Raw genomic sequence first — 16,701 nt, forward strand, 5'->3', positions numbered from 1 at the left:
ACAGCTCTGTGACAAGCCTGACCTTCCCTGGTGAGTGAATCAACACCAGGGAGTCAAAATATATATCTATTATAAAGGTCTGCCCATGAAGAAAATTAAAAATTATAGATGGCATATGATTGCACTCGTATGCTTTATTACCGTGATAAATTATCTAGACCGTACAGCATTAGGCATTGCCGCTCCCACAATAATGGAAACAACAGGGATTACCAAAGAGCAATATTCCTGGGTTGTCAGCGCTTTCCAACTGGCTTATACGCTTGGCCAACCCATTATGGGATTTTTCATTGATACCGTAGGATTAAAAATTAGTTTTGCCATCTGCGCCGCTATCTGGGGTCTGGCAACGATGGGACATGCTCTGACCGGGACATGGCAAGGTCTGGCATTTATGCGCAGCATCATGGGTTTCAGCGAAGCCTCAGCAATTCCCGCAGGCGTCAAAACAGCTTCCACATGGTTTCCGGCAAAAGAACGCGGTATTGCCACTGGCGTCTTCAACATGGGGACATCTCTGGGGGCAATGCTCGCACCGCCGCTTATCGCCTGGTGCATCATGTTCCATAGCTGGCAATTTGCCTTTATTGTCTCAGGAGCCATGGCTTTATTTGCCGCTATCTTCTGGTTCATTTTCTATAAAGATCCAAAAGACGCCAAAGGATTATCTCAGGAAGAACGCGACTATATTGAATCCGGGCAAGAAAAACATCTTAGCTCGGAAAAAAAGGAGAGAGCTTCAGTTATCTCAATTCTTAAGCAACGTAATTTCTGGGGAATTGGCATTGCGCGTTTCCTGGCAGACCCGGCGTGGGGGACAATTAATTTCTGGGTACCGATATTCTTCGTTGAAACGCTGCATTTCAGCTTAAAAGAGATAGCTATGTTCGTCTGGCTGCCATTTCTTTTAGGTGATTTAGGTTGTCTGGCAAGCGGTTTTGTAGCGAAGTTCTTTAATGACAGGGGTATTAGCCTGATCAACTCTCGTCGTATTACGTTCACTATCGCCGCCATCATTATGATGACAATTGGGTTAGTCAGTATTGTTGACAACCCTTACATCGCAGTGGTTCTCATCAGTATTGGTGCCTTTTCTCACCAGCTGCTGTCCACGGTGGCGGCAACATTGGGCGCAGATTTATTTAAAAAAGACGAGGTCGCTACCGTTGTGGGAATGGCCGGCGCATGTGCATGGTCAGGACAATTGCTGTTTAACCTATTTATCGGCGCTTTCGTCAGCATCATTGGTTTCGCCCCTTTCTTCGTTGCTCTGGCGTTCTTTGATATTATCGGCGCAATCGCGCTATGGGTATTAATTAAAGAACCAACGGTAACAACTGAAGAGATGCAGTTGGCGACCAACTAACGCTTCTTAATGAGGGCCAGGCACTATAACCTTGTTTATAGTGCCTGTTTATCTTACCGTGCCTGGCTTTTACTCGCCTTATTCACCCACCAGATCCCGGTACACACCAGTACCAACGCAACAACGTATTTCCAGTCCCAGATATTTTCGCCAAGGAAAATAGCCGACAGGACCGTGCCGGAAACGGGGATCAGAAAGTTAAACGGCGCGATCATGCCCACGCGATTATGCTTGAGTAAGATGCTCCATAGCGCGAAAGCGACTGAAGAGAGGAGCGTCAAATAGCCCAGAATCAACACGGATGCAGTGCCATGTACGGCAAGTGTTCCTCCGCTCAGATAGCCGCCAACTAGCAGGGCAATACCACCAAAAGACAACTGCCAGCCGGTCATCACCGTTGGGTCTACCGTCTGCGAAATGCGTTTACCGTAAAGCGTCGCCGCCGACAGAACAAAAGCCGCCAGCACCACAAAGCCATCACCCAGCCAGATAAAACTAAAGTCGCTTAGCGAGTGGTTAAAGTTCACCAGCAGCACACCAGTAAAACCAAGAATACAGCCGAGCGTTTTGTTGTAGCTTAGCTTGTCATTTTGGTAGATAAAATGCGCCAGCAGTACGCTGAAGAAGGTACCGGTGGCATTCATAATCGACCCTTTGACGCCGGTGGTAAACGCTAATCCAATATAGAAAAAAATATACTGGATGGAGGTTTGCGTCAGCCCCAGCACCACCAGCTGTCCATACTGGCGGCCCTTCAGGCGACTGATAGGTTTATGCTGTAGCAGGGCGAAGAGCAGCAAGAGCATACCCGCAAATAAAAAACGGTAGCCAGCAAAAACTATCTTTGACGCTATATCATCAGTGGCAATCTGAAATAGTTCATAACCGCTTTTAATCGCAGGGTAGGCACTTCCCCACAGCAGGCAGCAGAGGGTTGCACAGGCATAGGCTACATTCTTACGGGAAAAAATTGAGGGTGCATCCATTCACTTCACCAGAAATAAAATAGTGTTTTATTTTATTATCCAGAAAGTTGCTAAGAATAGCTACCATACAGGGAAAAGATTGGGCAAAGGTAGAAAAGCAAAACGCCGGCACAAGGCCGGCGTTTCGACGCGAGTTGAGTAAAAAATTACTCAGCTACAACGTTAACAACCAGTTTAGCGAAAACTTCGCTGTGAACCTGGAAGTCCACTTCGTGCTCACCGGTGGTGCGCAGAACGCCGTTCGGCAGACGAACTTCGCTCTTAGCTACGGCAACGCCAGCTGCAGTTACAGCGTCAGCGATGTCGCGGGTACCGATGGAACCGAACAGTTTACCTTCGTCGCCAGATTTAGACGCGATGGTAACAGTGCCCAGTGCGTTGATTGCTTCAGCACGTGCGTTAGCAGCACCCAGAACTTCTGCCAGTTTGGCTTCCAGTTCAGCACGGCGTGCTTCGAAGAATTCAACGTTTTTCTTGGTAGCAGGAACAGCTTTACCCTGTGGTACCAGGAAGTTACGAGCATAGCCCGCTTTAACATTAACCTGATCACCCAGGCTACCCAGGTTTGCTACTTTATCAAGCAGAATAACTTGCATTACCTTATCCTCTTAAAGTCGTTAATAGACAGCGGCCGATTACTGATGACGATCGGTATACGGCAGCAGGGACAAGTAGCGAGCGCGCTTGATGCAGCGAGCCAGCTGGCGCTGGTATTTTGCACGAGTACCGGTGATACGGCTCGGGACAATTTTACCGCTTTCGGTAATGTAGTTTTTCAACGTTGCGATGTCTTTGTAATCGATCTCAACAACGCCTTCCGCGGTGAAACGGCAGAACTTGCGACGACGGAAATAACGTGCCATATGGCTAGTCTCCAGAATCTATCAATTCAATCTGCTCGGCATGCAGAACCATTTTGCTCAAGCCGTTCTTTGCCTTGTGGCAAGAAATGAACCCTCGAACGATTACTGCGCTACCGACCGTTATACTGTGAGTAATGGCTTGGTTTTCGTGTCCGCTAATAATAACGGGCATTTGGCACCATGCCTGCCGGTGAAAACCGGCTTCCTCCTGCACTGAACGATGCTCAAGCACGAACTGGCAGTGTGGAATTCCTGATGGGCTGACCTTACGAAGTGGAGTCCTGCAGATTATGCCGGACAGTTCCAGACGATTGGTCATCAGGATTACTCTTCAGAATCCCCAGCTTCGGAATCATCTGCGGTTTCGTTTGCGAAATCTTCGCGACGCTCACGGCGCTCGTCTTTCGCTTTAACCATCGGAGATGCTTCGGTAACTGCGTGCTTAGTACGCATCACCATGCTGCGGATAACGGCGTCGTTGAAGCGGAAGTTAGTTTCCAGCTCATCGATCGCTTCCTGCGGGGCTTCAACGTTCAGCAGAACGTAGTGAGCTTTGTGCAGTTTGTTGATCGGATAAGCCAGCTGACGGCGGCCCCAGTCTTCCAGACGGTGGATCGTACCTTCTGCTGCAGTGATTGCACCAGTGTAACGTTCGATCATACCCGGAACCTGTTCGCTCTGGTCAGGATGGACCATAAAAACGATTTCGTAATGACGCATCGAATTGCTCCTTACGGATTATTCAGCCTCCTGTCTGGGTCAGCCGCGGCCCATGGAGGCAAGGAACGTGATTAAAGGGCGGCTGAAAAATTGACGCGTCATAATACGTGCGTAAGCGGTTTAAGACAAGTGAATTGCGTAGATAATTCGCACTAAGCGCAAAGTCACGCTAAACCAGTGATTTAAAATTCATCAATGACGGATGCGACAATTTTTTGAACAACTGCATCAGAAATGGTCGCGATACGCCCGGCAGACAGCAATTACACTTAGATCAGCAGCAATCCATAACCCTAAAGGAACCGGGTTAACGTCAGGACTGTCAGTAAGGAGCGTAGAGTATGAAATATATCCTCATCACCATGATGGCTGCGTTTTTGCTGAGCGCCAACGCGCTGGCAGCCATCAAAATCGATGGGCGTCAGGCACGCAACATGGACGATGTGCAGAGCCTTGGCGTTATCTATATCAACCATAACATGGCCACTGAGCAAGAAGCCGATCGGGCGCTTAGCCAGCAGAGCGATGCCGAGGGAGCGAAATATTTTCAGCCGATCCTGCTCCATGAGCCAGGGAGCAATGGCCTGATTCATGCCAGTGCAGCTATTTACCGCTAACTCCCCGTCTTTTTGACTTCGCCTCCACTGCGGGGCGAAGTCTTAATGCGATTGCGCATTATTTCGCTTTCTGGCTTATCAACAAAACTAAAAAGGCTCCGGAGCCAGACCGGTTGATTCATCATTACGATGAAAAGCTCCAGAGCACGTACCTTACTTTTGCCCGTAATAGGCGTTTGGCCCATGTTTACGCATAAAGTGTTTGTCCATCAGCCAACTATCGATGGGCTTCAGTTGCGGGTTAATCGCGCGGGCAATCCACGCCATTCTCGCTACTTCTTCCATCACTACTGCGTTATGCACCGCATCATGCGCATCTTTGCCCCAGGCAAACGGACCGTGCTGATAGACCACAATCCCCGGCGTATGCAAAGGTTCGGCCTTGCCCAGCGTTTCAATGATCACGTGCCCGGTATTCAGCTCATAGGCTTCTTCAACTTCTAAGGCGCTTAACGCCCTGGTGCAGGGAATATCGCCAAAGAAGTAGTCCGCATGGGTCGTCCCTAGCGCGGGAATGGCTAACCCCGCCTGCGCCCAGGCCGTCGCATGAGTAGAGTGGGTATGCACCACGCCGCCAAGACTCGGATAGCGACGATACAACGCCAGATGGGTGGCGGTATCAGAAGAAGGACGATACTGCCCTTCTACAATATTACCGTCCATATCCACCACCACCATGTCGTCTGCCTTCATGGTTTCATAAGCAACGCCGCTGGGTTTGATCGCCACCCGCCCGCGTTCACGGTCGATAGCGCTGACGTTGCCCCAAGTAAAGGTCACCAGCCCGTAGCGCGGTAAATCCATATTGGCTTCAAAAACCTGCTGTTTGAGCTTTTGCATTACGCCGCCTCCACCAGACCGGCGCTTGCCATGCGCGCCTTCACCCAATCGCGAGCCTTCGCCACTTCGAGCGCAGGGTCGTCAGTGGTCTCACTCCACATCTCAATCAGATACGGCCCGCAATAGCCGCTCTGCTTGAGGGTTTCGAAACAGCGCTCGAAATCGACAACCCCTTCACCAAACGGCACGTTCTTGAATACGCCGGGTTTGGTATCTTTCACATGCACCGCCACGATATGCCCGATCCCCGCCTGGAGTTCCATCTGCACGTCGTTATCCCACGCCGACAAATTGCCGATATCCGGGTAAAGCTGGAACCATGGATTGTTTAGGTAGTGCGCATAGCCCAGCGCCTTGCTGATGGAGTTCATCAGCGGGTAGTCCATGATTTCCATCGCCAGCGTCACCTGCGCACGGCTTGCCATCTCGACGCTCTCTTTCAGTCCATCACGAAACCGCCGACGCGTCTCGTTGTTGGCCTCCTGATAGTAAACGTCGTAACCGGCCAGTTGGATCACGCGAATGCCGACGTCCTGGGTGAACTGGATCGCTTTACGCATAATCTCCAGCCCCTGCGCACGTACTGCGTCATCTTCGCTGCCAAGCGGAAAGCGACGATGAGCGCTCAGGCACATGGACGGAACGCGCACGCCGGTTTCAGCAATCGCGTTGACCAACGCCAGGCGCTGCTCGCGGCTCCAGTCGAGACGCGCCAGTCGGGCATCAGTTTCATCCACCGACATTTCGACGAAGTCAAAACCCAGCTTTTTCGCAAGCTTCAGCCGCTCCATCCAGCACTCCCCAGCGGGGAGCGCTTTTTCATAGATGCCGAGCGGAATTTGTTTCGACAGCATAGTTGCTCCTTAGCCCCAAAGCTGGGCAATAGAGCGTTTAAACTGACGCGCGGCTTCAACCGGCGAAGCGGCATCACGAATGCTACGACCAGCGATAAAGACGTGAATCGGAATGCCTTTGAACAACGGCAGATCTTCCAGCGCCAGGCCGCCGGTGACGGTAACCTTAAAGCCCATATCAGACAGGCGCTTGATGGCGCTGATGTCCGCCTCGCCCCACGCCACGCCTGCGGCCTGCGCATCGCGACTGCGGTGATACACTACCTGCCCGATACCCGCGTCGCGCCACTCCTGAGCCTGTTCCCAGGTCCAGTATCCGGTCAGTTCGATCTGCACATCACCGTTATACTCTTTCGCCACATCCAGCGCGCCTTTGGTGGTGTTGATATCCGCACAGCAGATCACGGTCACCCAGTCAGCATTGGCTTCAAAACACATACGGGAGAGAATTTTACCCGCATCGGCGATTTTGGCATCCGCCAGCACGATTTTATGCGGATACAGTGCTTTCAGGTCGCGAACCGCACGAACGCCTTCGGCGACGCAAAGAATGGTGCCGACTTCAATAATGTCCACTTCATCAGCAATCAGGCGCGTCGTTTCATATGCAGAAGACATTGATTGGTTATCCAGCGCAACCTGCAACATAGGTAATGACATTTGATATTCCTTTTAAACAGCCGCCGCGGTGGCGTTATCAATTAAATCCAGCACTTCCTGCGCGGTACGGCAGGCGCGTAAACGGTCGAAGTTGGCTTCATCGTCAAACAGATTAACGATCTGCATGATGCCCACTTCCTGATGCGTGTTGGCATCGACCGCCGCCATCGTTATCAGGATATCGACCGGGTCGTTATCTTCGTGGTTAAAGACCAGCGGCGTTTTCAGCGTCACCAGTGCAAAACCAGTTTTCTTCACGCCCTCTTCCGGGCGCCCGTGCGGCATCGCCAGGCCCGGCGCAATCACAAAGTACGGGCCAAATTGTTCAACGCCGTCAAGAATGGCCTGATAGTAACGAGGCTCGACCACGTCAGCCTTAACCAACAGATCAACGCTCAGTTTTACCGCTTCCTGCCAGGTGCTGGCGTCGGCCCGTAAGAGGATCGAATTATTTTCCGCCAGCGAATCTCGTAATTTCATGGTGCGTCCTTACTTCACGTCCTGCGGGAAATGTTCTTTGATCACTTCCAGCAGCTTCGGACCAAAGTCAGCAGGCGACAGCATGTTGCGCACGCCAACCACATATTTGTTGCCGGAAACGGTGATCTCACCGGCGATATGGGTGGAGGCAATGATGATGTCTGCTCCGCTTAATTCGCTTTTGTATTCACCCACCGCGCAGCTATTCACCGTGTGATCAATATTTGACTGGGTCAAAAACTGGTCCACTTTCATTTTCATGATCATGGAACTGCCTTGCCCGTTGCCACATACAGCCAGGATACGTACGGTCATAGTCAAAACTCCTTATTGAGCAGAAGCATCTGCCAGTTGTTTTTCCGCATCTTCTTCAGCACGCAGCGTGCGCCCTGCGAAGAACATATAAGCCAGTGAAATCAGAATAATAACGGCCATAAATGCGATGCCGACGGAGGCAAAGCCTTGCATCATCGGTGGCGCCAAGATGGACCAGTCCGCCATGCCCATCCAGGCGCTCATGCCCGTCAGCTTCACAGCCCAAACGCAGCCGAAGATCTCTATCATGCCCATCACCAGGCAAATCTTGAGTGCCGCGCGCCAACCGCCAAAGTGGTTAGCAAACACACCAATGGTGGCGTTAGAGAAGAACATCGGGATAAAGCCTGGAATAATCAGAATGGAAGATCCGACGCCCACCAGAATACCGACGGCGATCAGTTGACCGATGGTGCCCCACATAAATCCCCAGACCACGGCGTTCGGTGCAAAGCTATAAATCGCCGCGCAGTCAATCGCCAGTACGGCGCCAGGAATCAGACGCTGAGAGATACCGTTGAAGGCCTCAGAGAGCTCGGCGACAAACATGCGCACACCCTGTGTGATGATGAAAATCGCGACCGCAAAAGAGAAACCGGTTTGCAGGATATAGACCGTCCAGTGGGTTTTACCCGCCATCGCCTGCACCGTATCAATGCCGAAGGAGAGCAGGATTGCGCCGAAGAAAACCGTCATGACAATGGCCGTGGAAACGATATTGTCGTGGAAGATGTTCAGCCAGCCCGGCAGTTTAAGATCCTCAACGCTCTCTTCTTTTTTCCCCAGATATGGCGCGACTTTATAGGCAATCCATGAAGCGAACTGCTGCTGGTGGCCAATCGAGAAACCGCAGCCGTCGGTCACTTCCTGGGTCGGTTTGTACATCATGTTGGAGGTGATCCCCCAATACAGGGAGACCAGGACCGCCGTGCAGATAATGGTTGTCCACATCGAATAACCGAAGATGTATAACGAAACCGCAATCAGCCCCGCCTGCTGAAACATGATGTGTCCAGTCAGCATGATGGTGCGAATACCGGTAATGCGCCGCAGCAGGACGTAACAGATATTCAGCGCCAGCGCTAACAGTACCGCATAGCCGACCCAACTGTAGGCATCGCCCATACGCTCAATGGTTGCCATCATGGAAGCGTAGGTATCGGAAATCGCCCCGTTGATGCCGTAAACCTCAGACATCTTCGCGACGACCGGCTTGAAGGTGCTGGTCAAAATGCCGGAACCCGCCTGCAATAACATAAAACCGATAATGGTTTTAATCGTCCCTTTGACAATGACGCTGGCGCTTTTACGCAACAGGATGTAGCCCAGACACGTCACGATACCCAGCAGCAGCGGGGCATTGGTCATGACCTGGTTAAAGAAAACGGTAAAGATGTTGTAGAGAATCTCCATAACACGCTCCAGAAGGTGAAAGCTCTGAACGTACATTACGTCCAGGGTTTGTTGTTGCGATCACTCTAATAATCAAAAATAATCACAACAAGATTATATTTGATTAAATGTGACGCACGCCGCAAATAATTATTCAATCTGTACACGAATTAATTCTCATTTATCAAAAACAAAAATTAACCCATTAAAATCAACACAATAATAAATAATAGAGTCAATAAAAAAAGCCTGACATCATCTGGGGCGCCATTTCCCATCCCTGTAAAGCGTAAAATTCAGGATTGCATTCCTGAACAAACGATGGCAGCATTCTTCAAAACAAATCACAATGTGATTACTTTTGACAATACGTGAGGGAAAGCGCAATGAGTAAAGTACAAACCATCACCCGCGAATCATGGATCCTGAACACCTTCCCTGAGTGGGGTAGCTGGCTGAATGAAGAAATTGAACAAGAACAGGTTGCACCAGGTACCTTTGCCATGTGGTGGTTGGGTTGTACGGGCATCTGGCTGAAATCAGAAGGCGGGGCCAATATCTGTGTCGATTTCTGGTGCGGTACGGGCAAACAAAGCCATGGCAATCCGCTGATGAAAACAGGCCATCAGATGCAGCGCATGGCGGGCGTCAAGAAACTCCAGCCAAATCTGCGCACCACCCCGTTCGTACTCGATCCGTTCGCTATTCGCCAGATTGACGCCGTTCTGTCTACGCACGATCACAACGATCATATCGACGTTAACGTTGCCGCCGCGGTGATGCAGAATTGCGCCGATAACGTACCCTTTATCGGCCCGCAAACTTGTGTTGATCTGTGGATCGGCTGGGGCGTGCCGAAAGAGCGCTGCATCGTGATGAAACCGGGCGATGTGGTAAGAGTGAAGGACGTTGAAATTCACGCGCTTGACGCCTTTGACCGTACCGCACTGATTACCCTACCAGCGGAGCAAAAAGCGGCGGGCGTGCTGCCAGATGGAATGGATCAGCGTGCGGTGAACTACCTGTTCAAAACGCCGGGCGGCAACCTGTATCACAGCGGTGATTCACACTATTCCAACTACTACGCTAAGCACGGAAATGAACATCAAATTGACGTCGCGTTGGGTTCCTACGGCGAGAACCCGCGCGGTATTACCGACAAAATGACCAGCGCTGATATCCTGCGCATGGCTGAGTCGCTGAACACCAAAGTCGTCATCCCGTTCCATCACGATATCTGGTCAAACTTCCAGGCTGACCCGCAGGAAATCCGCGTCTTGTGGGACATGAAGAAAGACCGTCTGAAATATGGCTTCAAGCCTTTCATCTGGCAGGTTGGCGGGAAATTCACCTGGCCGCTGGATAAGGATAATTTCGAGTACCACTATCCACGCGGATTCGACGACTGCTTCACCATGGAACCGGACCTGCCGTTCAAGTCCTTCCTGTAACACTTCTCCGGCGAGCGGTAATCGTTGACCGCCCGCCGGAAATTATCCCCGTCGGCATTAGTATTTTCACCTGATTTCAAATATCATCTTTGCTTATCACTTTTAATCGGATTTGCTCATGACGGAAGCGCAAAGACATCAAATTTTACTGGATTTGCTGGCACAAACGGGATTTGTCACCGTGGAGCAGGTGATTTCCCGGCTAGGAATTTCGCCAGCGACGGCACGACGCGATATCAATAAACTCGACGAAAGCGGCAAGCTGAAAAAAGTTCGCAACGGTGCGGAAGCTATCAGTGAGCAGCGCCCGCGCTGGTCGCCTATGAATATTCACCAGGCGCAAAACCACGATGAGAAAGTGCGCATTGCGCGCGCGGCTTCGCAGTTGGTTAACCCTGGCGAAAGCATCGTTATCAACTGCGGCTCTACCGCATTCCTGCTAGGCCAGGAACTGTGCGGAAAGCCGGTACAAATCATCACTAACTACCTGCCGCTGGCCAACTATCTGATCGATCAAGAACATGACAGCGTCATCATTATGGGCGGGCAGTACAACCGCAGCCACTCTATCACTCTGAGCCCACAAGGTAGCGATAATAGCCTGTATGCCGGGCACTGGATGTTTACCAGCGGCAAAGGGCTGACCGCCGAAGGACTCTACAAAACCGATATGCTGACGGCAATGGCGGAGCAAAAAATGCTTAATGTCGTCGGTAAACTCGCGGTGCTGGTCGATAGCAGCAAAGTTGGCGAGCGTGCCGGAATGTTATTCAGCCAGGCCGCGCAAATCGACCTGGTGATTACTGGCAGGCAAGCGGATGAAGCGATCCTCAAGCAGCTTGAAGATCAGGGCGTTCAGGTGATTCGCGTTTAAAGATGACGCTGAAAGAACGCCACCGTCGCCGCTAATGCCTCAGGCGTAATGCGGTGACGGACGCCTTTCTGCCAGATACAAGTCAAATTGTCGGCCAGGTCGCTTTGCTGCAATGAGCGCTGAAGGCGGAACGTTTCTCCTGGTGGTACGACATCATCTTCGTCACCGTGCCAAAGCAACAGCGGTCGGTTGGCAAGTGTATCTAGTTGCTCGCTAACGTCCCACTCGACCAGTTGTTTTACGCAAAAATCGGGCGACGGGAATAGGTTCTGCGAAAGCGAACTGAAATAGCCAGACCCCATCAGGCAGGCCACGCTTTTCAACTCCGGGTGATGGGTCATAATGCCCAGCGCCGTCATTCCGCCCATTGATGCTCCGGCGACCGCCAGTCTATCGTCAGCAAGCCATCCCTGCTCGCCAATCGCCTCTCGCAGCGCCGGGAACTCAACAAAATTCTGCATCAGGATCGACCAAAACCGCTGCATCCTGCCTTGTTCATCGCCGAGATAGCGCGCACCGTGTTCTGCAGCATCTGGCATTATCACCCGAAACCCGGCTTCTGCTAACGCGACAGCAAAATAGCTGTAGACCAGCTTAGAAGAAGTGAAACCATGATAAAAGACGATACACGGCAACGGTTTATCGGCCGCGTTCTGTGGATATGCATGCAGAATCTCCCCGCCCGCAAGGCTACGCATTTCTAGTGCAATCATTTATCGTCTCCTTTCTCTATAGTGATGTTGTGTTATTGAGCACGAAACTCGTTCGCGCATGATTCATAATGTTGAGAACCCGGTTACGCTTTCAGAATATTTTCATTCGAAAATCGCGTCCGAGATAACAATTTGGGAACATTCCCCGGAAATGACATTCAGGCTACCACTACACTATGACTATCAGGAAACGAGATATGGTTATGCGTAGGTTTACACCATGGTTACTGGCTATCGTCTTGACTGGCTGTAGTGCCTTACAAGGAACGCCAGAAGCACCACCGCCCGCAACCGACCATCCGCAAGAGATCCAGCGTAACCAGACGACGGGTCTACAAAAGATGGGCACGGTGAGCGTATTAATGTACGGCTCACCGATGGATGTAGAAGCTGCGTTAAAGGTCAAAGCAGAGAAGGCGAAAGCGGATTACTACGTCATCATCATGATTGATGACACGATGGTTCCCGGCCAGTGGTATTCGCAAGCGATTCTCTACCGTAAATAGCGGTTAATCTTTAAACGAGCTTTACACTGCTTTGCGCCCATTCACGTTTTCCTGTGCATAATAACGTTCGGCCAGCTGTAACCTGGCAGGACGTTAGCAACGGACTGCCCTCAGGACTACGTAAAATGGAGCTGACGATGAAACGATCTTTTACCCTACCCAGCCTAATGCTGACCTCGGCAACGGCCAATACCTCCGCGCAGTCAGCGGAATTTGCCAGTGCGGATTGCGTAACGGGCCTCAATGAAATTGGCCTGATTTGCGTTAACAACATCTCCGGTAGCCAGCAGGATGTTGAGCATGCCATCGCCGTACAGGCCGATGAGCAAGGTGCATCCTGGTATCGCATCGTCCAGATGTATGAAGAGCAACAGCCGGATAACTGGCGGGTGCAGGCCATTCTTTATGCCTGAATGTGCTAGCATGCGTTCGTGTTTCATTTCTCATGGCAGGAAGTCATGTTTACCCAAGGACGAAAAATCATTTGGTTGCTGCTGGCGTTAGCGCTATTCGCCGGACTGACCAGAATTGCCTTCTATGAAGGCTGGCTCCGCTTTAATTACCCTTCTCGTCAAACGTTCCCAATCCAGGGAATTGATGTTTCCCACCACCAGCAATCCATTGACTGGGCGCAGCTCAAACAACAAAACATTCAATTCGCCTTTATCAAAGCAACGGAAGGCGAGAGCTTTAAAGATAGCGCTTTTGATGCCAACTGGCGTAATGCCCGGAAGCAGGGAATCATCACCGGTGCCTACCATTTCTTTACTTTTTGTAAATCCGGTATTGCACAGGCGGGCAACTTTATCGCCACTGTCCCCGTCAGCCCTAGCGCGCTGCCGCCGGTGCTGGATCTGGAATACGGGGGTAACTGTATGCCTCAGAGCCACCAACAAATCGTTGCTGAAGTGCGGGCCATGACCGCCATACTGGAGACGGTTTATCAGCAAAAAGTCATTCTTTATGCCACCCGCGAATTTTATGACGACCACCTACAGAATGAATTTAGCGATAATCCGTTGTGGATCCGTGATATCTGGCGCCAGCCCAGGCTGGAAAGTTCGCGCCAATGGGTCTTCTGGCAGTTCGCTAATCGTGGTCGTCTTGCTGGAATAGACACCTTTGTGGATTTGAATGTGTTTCAGGGCAGCGACGCACAATTTACCGCCCTGCTCCATCCCTAGAAGGCACCGCCGGTCGCCCGGCTCAATACTTCGCTTAGCATCGGCTCGCTAAGCAACAAGCCGCCGCGCGCGTCGAGCATCATACGGCACCATGCTTCAGCCAACGGTGGTGAAGCGAAACGTAATACCTGCGCGCCTGTGCCCAGCATATAGACCAGCCGGGTAATTTCCCGCCCCTGCTCTTCCAGAGGCCGCCGTAGCCACTGCTGCAGCTGACGCCATGTACGATCGAAATGACGATTCCGCCCTTTTACTTCTGCACATTCCGCCGCCAGAAGCTCTAGCGCCGCCGGTTGCTTCATCAGAACCCGCATCACGTCCAGACACATTATATTGCCCGAACCTTCCCAGATACTGTTGACCGGCATTTCGCGGTACAGACGCGGTAGTTCGCTCTCTTCGCAATAGCCTGAGCCTCCCAGAACCTCCATGGCTTCGGCAACAAACGGCATCCCGGATTTGCAGATAGCAAATTTCGCCGCGGGTGTGAACAACCTTGCCCAACGCGCTTCCTGCTCATCGTCACGTCGGTCCCAGGCGCGCGCCAGCCGGAACAAAAAGGCAGTTTGCCCTTCAAGCCTCAGCGCCATTTGCCCCAGCACCTGACGCATCATCGGCTGGTCGACCAAATTCTTACCAAACGCCTGGCGCTGCAAGGCGTGGTAAAGCGCCACCGAATAAGCCCGGCGCATCAGCGCGTGGCTGCCCAATGCACAGTCAAAGCGGGTCAGGCCACCCATTTTGAGGATTTGCCGGACGCCATCACCCTCTTCTCCTATCAGCCATCCGCAAGCATCGAAGAATTCAGCTTCACTACTGGCGTTGGATCGATTACCCAATTTCTCTTTCAGTCTTTCCAGGCGAATACCGTTACGCTGACCGTCCGGCAACAAGCGGGGGACAAAAAAGCAGGAGAGACCCGCAGGTGCCTGAGCCAGCACCAGGTGCGCATCGCTTTGCGGTACCGAGAAAAACCATTTATGCCCAACGAGATGATAAAAACCTTCGGCAGTTTTCTCCGCCCGCGTTGTGTTACTCAGGACATCAGACCCACCCTGCTTTTCTGTCATTCCCATCCCGATAAGCAGTCCGCGCTTCTGATTACCCGGCACAAGATGCGGATCGTAACGATCGCTTAATAGCGGTGATAACCAGTCGCTAAATGGTTTGGGTAATGAACGCTGTAGCAATGGAATCGCAGCAAAAGTCATTGTGGTGGGGCACAGAGTCCCCGCCTCTACCTGTGCATGCAACATAAAACGGGCAGCGCGAGCGACAAAAGCGCCTTCGCGAGCATCCTCCTGCCAGGCAAGATTATGCACCCGGTTAGCACACAGACCCTGCATCAGTAAATGCCAGGCGGGATGGAAACGCACATCATCAATACGCGATCCCGTCGCGTCATAGCGCAATAGTTCCGGTGGGTTGCTGTTAGCCAGGCGCCCTAGCTCCAGCGATTCAGCCGTCCCCAGCTGTTGGCCAATGCTCGCCAGCAGATCACCATCCCAGCCAGCGCCTTCGCGCACGGTGGCCTCACGTAGGGCAGTATCAGACAGGAACAAGTTGCTATTACATAACGGCGTAGGTTGGTTAAATACGGTATGAGTTTGCCAGTGCATTGTGTTTCCCTCCGTCAATGGCTCTACCCATAAGTATGGACAACGGCGCACTTTCCGTCGCAGAACTCTGCTATAAAGTTCTCTCACAATCAGAAAGGGAATTTCATGATTCATTTAATTATTGAAGACCGGGAAAACACACTGAACTATATTGCGCTTATCCGCCGCCATCTTCCCCATCTTGCGATTAACGCCATCAAACAGAATCTGAAAACTTCAGGTTACGTCACTTCATTTGATGAAGACAAAATCTGCGATGACATTCTGGAAGAGCAGAATCCCATTGGAAATTTTCTCAATCTCATCAAAGTGTTAAAAAACAGTGGCGCGCAGCTTAAGTTCATCGAACAAACGGATGATGAACAGGGAGATGAATTGCCCTTGAGCCAATTGTTGGGCTATGTGGAAAGAGGGCTGGAAATTGCCCGACAAATAGAACAAGAAGATGAACGAGCGAGAAGAAGATAAGCCATTCAAACGAATGGCTTATTCAGGCAAAGAGATTAGCTGCGCTGACGCACCGCTTCAAACAGACAAATCCCGGTAGCAACGGAAACGTTCAGCGACGAAACGCTACCGGCCATCGGAATACTGATTAACTCATCGCAGTGTTCGCGGGTCAGACGGCGCATACCTTCGCCTTCCGCTCCCATCACCAGCGCCATCGGACCGATCATCTTGCTCTGGAACAGAGTGTGGTCGGCTTCGCCAGCGGTACCCACGATCCAGACGTTCTCTTCCTGCAACAGTCGCATGGTACGCGCGAGGTTAGTAACGCGGATAAGCGGAACGTTTTCTGCCGCCCCGCAGGCGACTTTTTTCGCCGTCGCATTGAGCTGCGCGGAGCGATCTCTCGGCACAATCACTGCGTGCACGCCAGCGGCATCGGCACTACGTAAGCAGGCGCCGAGGTTATGTGGATCGGTCACACCGTCGAGGATCAAGAAGAACGGCTGATCGAGAGAGGCGATCAGATCCGGCAGATCGTTCTCCTGATACTGGCGCCCAGGCTTCACGCGAGCAATAATCCCCTGATGAACAGCACCTTCGCTTTTCTCATCAAGATACTGGCGGTTGGCGACCTGAATCACCACTCCCTGAGCCTCCAGGGCATGGATCAGCGGCAGCAAGCGCTTATCCTCACGGCCTTTCAGAATAAAGACTTCCTGAAAACGCTCAGGAGCGCGTTCCAGCAGTGCCTGCACCGCGTGGATGCCGTAAATCATTTCACTCATTTATGTACTCGTTTTAGGTTCTGTTA

The 16,701-nt window shown here is 51.7% G+C and carries 22 protein-coding genes; 8 read left to right on the forward strand and 14 right to left on the reverse strand.

Going from position 1 to position 16,701, the window contains the following annotated elements:
- The first annotated feature begins 85 nt into the window (after positions 1-85).
- Positions 86-1,366, forward strand: a complete 1,281-nt coding sequence (locus QVF11_RS13950; RefSeq protein ID WP_112216190.1) for an MFS transporter — start codon at positions 86-88, stop codon at positions 1,364-1,366.
- 53 nt (positions 1,367-1,419) lie between these two features.
- Here QVF11_RS13950 and QVF11_RS13955 read toward each other — a convergent pair whose 3' ends face one another.
- The 5 genes from QVF11_RS13955 to rpsF all read right to left on the reverse strand — a co-directional run bounded on the left by QVF11_RS13955 (position 1,420) and on the right by rpsF (position 3,935).
- Complete coding sequence (locus tag QVF11_RS13955) at positions 1,420-2,352, reverse strand: DMT family transporter (protein ID WP_182235742.1); 933 nt, start codon at positions 2,350-2,352, stop codon at positions 1,420-1,422.
- Between the two features lie 146 nt (positions 2,353-2,498).
- The gene (rplI, locus tag QVF11_RS13960; RefSeq protein ID WP_004098003.1) at positions 2,499-2,948 is read right to left on the reverse strand and encodes a 50S ribosomal protein L9; all 450 of its coding nucleotides are present in this window, start codon (positions 2,946-2,948) and stop codon (positions 2,499-2,501) included.
- Between the two features lie 39 nt (positions 2,949-2,987).
- Positions 2,988-3,215, reverse strand: a complete 228-nt coding sequence (gene rpsR / locus QVF11_RS13965) for a 30S ribosomal protein S18 (protein ID WP_002210155.1) — start codon at positions 3,213-3,215, stop codon at positions 2,988-2,990.
- A 4-nt stretch (positions 3,216-3,219) separates the two neighbouring features.
- Complete coding sequence (gene priB, locus QVF11_RS13970; RefSeq protein WP_110274451.1) at positions 3,220-3,534, reverse strand: primosomal replication protein N; 315 nt, start codon at positions 3,532-3,534, stop codon at positions 3,220-3,222.
- A 5-nt stretch (positions 3,535-3,539) separates the two neighbouring features.
- The gene (gene rpsF / locus QVF11_RS13975) at positions 3,540-3,935 is read right to left on the reverse strand and encodes a 30S ribosomal protein S6 (RefSeq protein WP_004098001.1); all 396 of its coding nucleotides are present in this window, start codon (positions 3,933-3,935) and stop codon (positions 3,540-3,542) included.
- A 341-nt stretch (positions 3,936-4,276) separates the two neighbouring features.
- Between rpsF and QVF11_RS13980 the strand changes: the two genes are divergently transcribed.
- A complete protein-coding gene (locus QVF11_RS13980) occupies positions 4,277-4,552 on the forward strand; it encodes a YdgH/BhsA/McbA family protein (protein ID WP_287857761.1) in 276 nt (91 codons plus the stop codon).
- Positions 4,553-4,705: 153 nt separating this feature from the next.
- Here QVF11_RS13980 and QVF11_RS13985 read toward each other — a convergent pair whose 3' ends face one another.
- The 6 genes from QVF11_RS13985 to ulaA are packed head-to-tail and all read right to left on the reverse strand — an operon-like array spanning position 4,706 to position 9,114.
- Positions 4,706-5,392 (reverse strand): L-ribulose-5-phosphate 4-epimerase, encoded by a 687-nt coding sequence (locus QVF11_RS13985; RefSeq protein ID WP_110274454.1) that lies wholly within the window; start codon positions 5,390-5,392, stop codon positions 4,706-4,708.
- Complete coding sequence (gene ulaE, locus QVF11_RS13990; protein ID WP_287857764.1) at positions 5,392-6,246, reverse strand: L-ribulose-5-phosphate 3-epimerase UlaE; 855 nt, start codon at positions 6,244-6,246, stop codon at positions 5,392-5,394. Before ulaE ends, QVF11_RS13985 begins: the two co-directional genes overlap by 1 nt.
- A 9-nt stretch (positions 6,247-6,255) precedes the next feature.
- Entirely contained in the window at positions 6,256-6,906 is a 651-nt protein-coding gene (ulaD, locus tag QVF11_RS13995; protein WP_142514475.1) for a 3-keto-L-gulonate-6-phosphate decarboxylase UlaD, read from the reverse strand.
- Positions 6,907-6,918: 12 nt separating this feature from the next.
- Complete coding sequence (gene ulaC, locus QVF11_RS14000; protein WP_112216194.1) at positions 6,919-7,386, reverse strand: PTS ascorbate transporter subunit IIA; 468 nt, start codon at positions 7,384-7,386, stop codon at positions 6,919-6,921.
- A gap of 9 nt (positions 7,387-7,395) precedes the next feature.
- The gene (ulaB, locus tag QVF11_RS14005) at positions 7,396-7,701 is read right to left on the reverse strand and encodes a PTS ascorbate transporter subunit IIB (protein WP_045439008.1); all 306 of its coding nucleotides are present in this window, start codon (positions 7,699-7,701) and stop codon (positions 7,396-7,398) included.
- A 12-nt stretch (positions 7,702-7,713) separates the two neighbouring features.
- A complete protein-coding gene (ulaA, locus tag QVF11_RS14010) occupies positions 7,714-9,114 on the reverse strand; it encodes a PTS ascorbate transporter subunit IIC (protein WP_112216195.1) in 1,401 nt (466 codons plus the stop codon).
- A gap of 365 nt (positions 9,115-9,479) precedes the next feature.
- Here ulaA and ulaG point away from each other — a divergent pair, with 365 nt between their 5' ends.
- Positions 9,480-10,544 (forward strand): L-ascorbate 6-phosphate lactonase, encoded by a 1,065-nt coding sequence (ulaG, locus tag QVF11_RS14015; protein WP_142514474.1) that lies wholly within the window; start codon positions 9,480-9,482, stop codon positions 10,542-10,544.
- Between the two features lie 118 nt (positions 10,545-10,662).
- Entirely contained in the window at positions 10,663-11,418 is a 756-nt protein-coding gene (gene ulaR, locus QVF11_RS14020; RefSeq protein ID WP_142514473.1) for an HTH-type transcriptional regulator UlaR, read from the forward strand.
- Here the strand turns inward: ulaR and yjfP are convergent.
- A complete protein-coding gene (yjfP, locus tag QVF11_RS14025; protein WP_287857772.1) occupies positions 11,415-12,131 on the reverse strand; it encodes an esterase in 717 nt (238 codons plus the stop codon). The genes ulaR and yjfP overlap by 4 nt on opposite strands.
- 197 nt (positions 12,132-12,328) lie before the next feature.
- Between yjfP and bsmA the strand changes: the two genes are divergently transcribed.
- From bsmA to QVF11_RS14040, 3 genes are all read left to right on the forward strand, one after another.
- Positions 12,329-12,637, forward strand: a complete 309-nt coding sequence (bsmA, locus tag QVF11_RS14030) for a biofilm peroxide resistance protein BsmA (protein ID WP_220022289.1) — start codon at positions 12,329-12,331, stop codon at positions 12,635-12,637.
- A gap of 137 nt (positions 12,638-12,774) precedes the next feature.
- Positions 12,775-13,050, forward strand: a complete 276-nt coding sequence (yjfN, locus tag QVF11_RS14035) for a DUF1471 family protease activator YjfN (protein WP_181421806.1) — start codon at positions 12,775-12,777, stop codon at positions 13,048-13,050.
- A gap of 45 nt (positions 13,051-13,095) precedes the next feature.
- Positions 13,096-13,821, forward strand: a complete 726-nt coding sequence (locus QVF11_RS14040; protein WP_287857775.1) for a glycoside hydrolase family 25 protein — start codon at positions 13,096-13,098, stop codon at positions 13,819-13,821.
- On the opposite strand, the gene QVF11_RS14045 is transcribed toward QVF11_RS14040, so the two are convergent.
- The gene (locus QVF11_RS14045) at positions 13,818-15,440 is read right to left on the reverse strand and encodes an isovaleryl-CoA dehydrogenase (RefSeq protein WP_287857777.1); all 1,623 of its coding nucleotides are present in this window, start codon (positions 15,438-15,440) and stop codon (positions 13,818-13,820) included. The genes QVF11_RS14040 and QVF11_RS14045 overlap by 4 nt on opposite strands.
- A gap of 105 nt (positions 15,441-15,545) precedes the next feature.
- Between QVF11_RS14045 and QVF11_RS14050 the strand changes: the two genes are divergently transcribed.
- Positions 15,546-15,908: a hypothetical protein gene (locus QVF11_RS14050; RefSeq protein WP_112216201.1), complete on the forward strand. Its 363-nt coding sequence runs from the start codon at positions 15,546-15,548 to the stop codon at positions 15,906-15,908.
- 35 nt (positions 15,909-15,943) lie between these two features.
- On the opposite strand, the gene rlmB is transcribed toward QVF11_RS14050, so the two are convergent.
- Positions 15,944-16,675, reverse strand: a complete 732-nt coding sequence (gene rlmB, locus QVF11_RS14055) for a 23S rRNA (guanosine(2251)-2'-O)-methyltransferase RlmB (RefSeq protein ID WP_112216202.1) — start codon at positions 16,673-16,675, stop codon at positions 15,944-15,946.
- Between the last annotated feature and the right edge of the window lie 26 nt (positions 16,676-16,701).

Source organism: Klebsiella sp. (genome assembly GCF_027492335.1).
Lineage (GTDB): Bacteria > Pseudomonadota > Gammaproteobacteria > Enterobacterales > Enterobacteriaceae > Klebsiella > Klebsiella huaxiensis.